Annotated in this window: 1 protein-coding gene and 1 pseudogene; both read left to right on the top strand. The window is 50.2% G+C overall.

Annotated elements, in window-relative coordinates; translation table 11 throughout:
* On the top strand, nt 1–783 hold a 783-nt coding region (locus JX325_RS17670), incomplete at its 5' end, for a site-specific integrase (RefSeq protein WP_243414175.1).
* A 104-nt stretch (nt 784–887) separates the two neighbouring features.
* Nucleotides 888–1,013: pseudogene (locus JX325_RS18825) on the top strand (hypothetical protein); the annotation flags it as partial.

Here is a 1,013-nt window from a genome sequence, read left to right as displayed (position 1 = left end):
CAGGACGGCAGAGGGTACAGTTCCATCCACTCCATTCGGGGCGTTGTCCGACCCGCGTTTCAGATGGCCGTGGACGATGATTTGATACGCAAAAATCCGTTTGAGTTTCAGCTTGCCACCGTCGTTGTTAACGACAGTGTGACAAGGGAAGCGATTACAAGAAAACAGGAACGGGCATTTCTGGAATTTGTAAAGGGTGACAAGCACTTTTCCCGGTACTATGACGGCATCTATATTCTGTTCAAGACGGGACTTCGTATCTCGGAGTTTGTAGGCCTGACGCTGGCTGACCTGGATATGAAGAACCGAAAAATCAGTGTCAACCACCAGCTTCAGCGGAAGCGGAACATGGAGTATATCATCGAGGACACGAAAACCTCCAGCGGAACGCGGGAAATCCCTATGACGGACGATGTGTACCAGTGCTTCCAGCGCATTATCGCCAACAGGCCGAAGCCCAAGACCGAGCCGATGATCGGCGGCAGGTGCGGCTTTCTATATTTGGATAAGGACGGCAAGCCAATGGTGGCACTTCACTGGGAGCATTACTTCAAGCACATCTGCCAGAAGTACAACAGTATCTACAAGGTGCAGATGCCCAAAGTCACCCCTCACGTTTGCAGGCACACATTCTGTTCCAACATGGCAAAGAGCGGTATGAACCCCAAGACGCTGCAATACCTCATGGGACACTCGGATATTAGCGTTACGCTGAACACCTATACCCACCTGGGCTTTGAGGATGCGCAGGCAGAGCTGAAACGGGTTGCCAGCGGCGAGTAGTAAAACGGGAGAACCCCCCTTGATTTACTACCTTTCCTACTACTTTCTGGGTCAAAGCTGTGCTATTTTATGCCGGGATATGCCAAGAGAATGAGCGGAAGAAAATGCCGCAAAACACCTGCAAGGCCCGGAATATCAATACTTTCAAGAGGTTTCAGGATATGACAAGAATTTTATTCGTCTGCCACGGGAATATATGTCGAAGCCCGATGGCCGAGTTTATCATAAAG

Source organism: Oscillibacter sp. CU971 (assembly GCF_905219725.1).
GTDB lineage: Bacteria > Bacillota > Clostridia > Oscillospirales > Oscillospiraceae > Oscillibacter.
The sequence above is the reverse complement of the archived record's forward strand: the minus strand, read 5'-3'. Positions and strand labels throughout refer to the sequence as shown.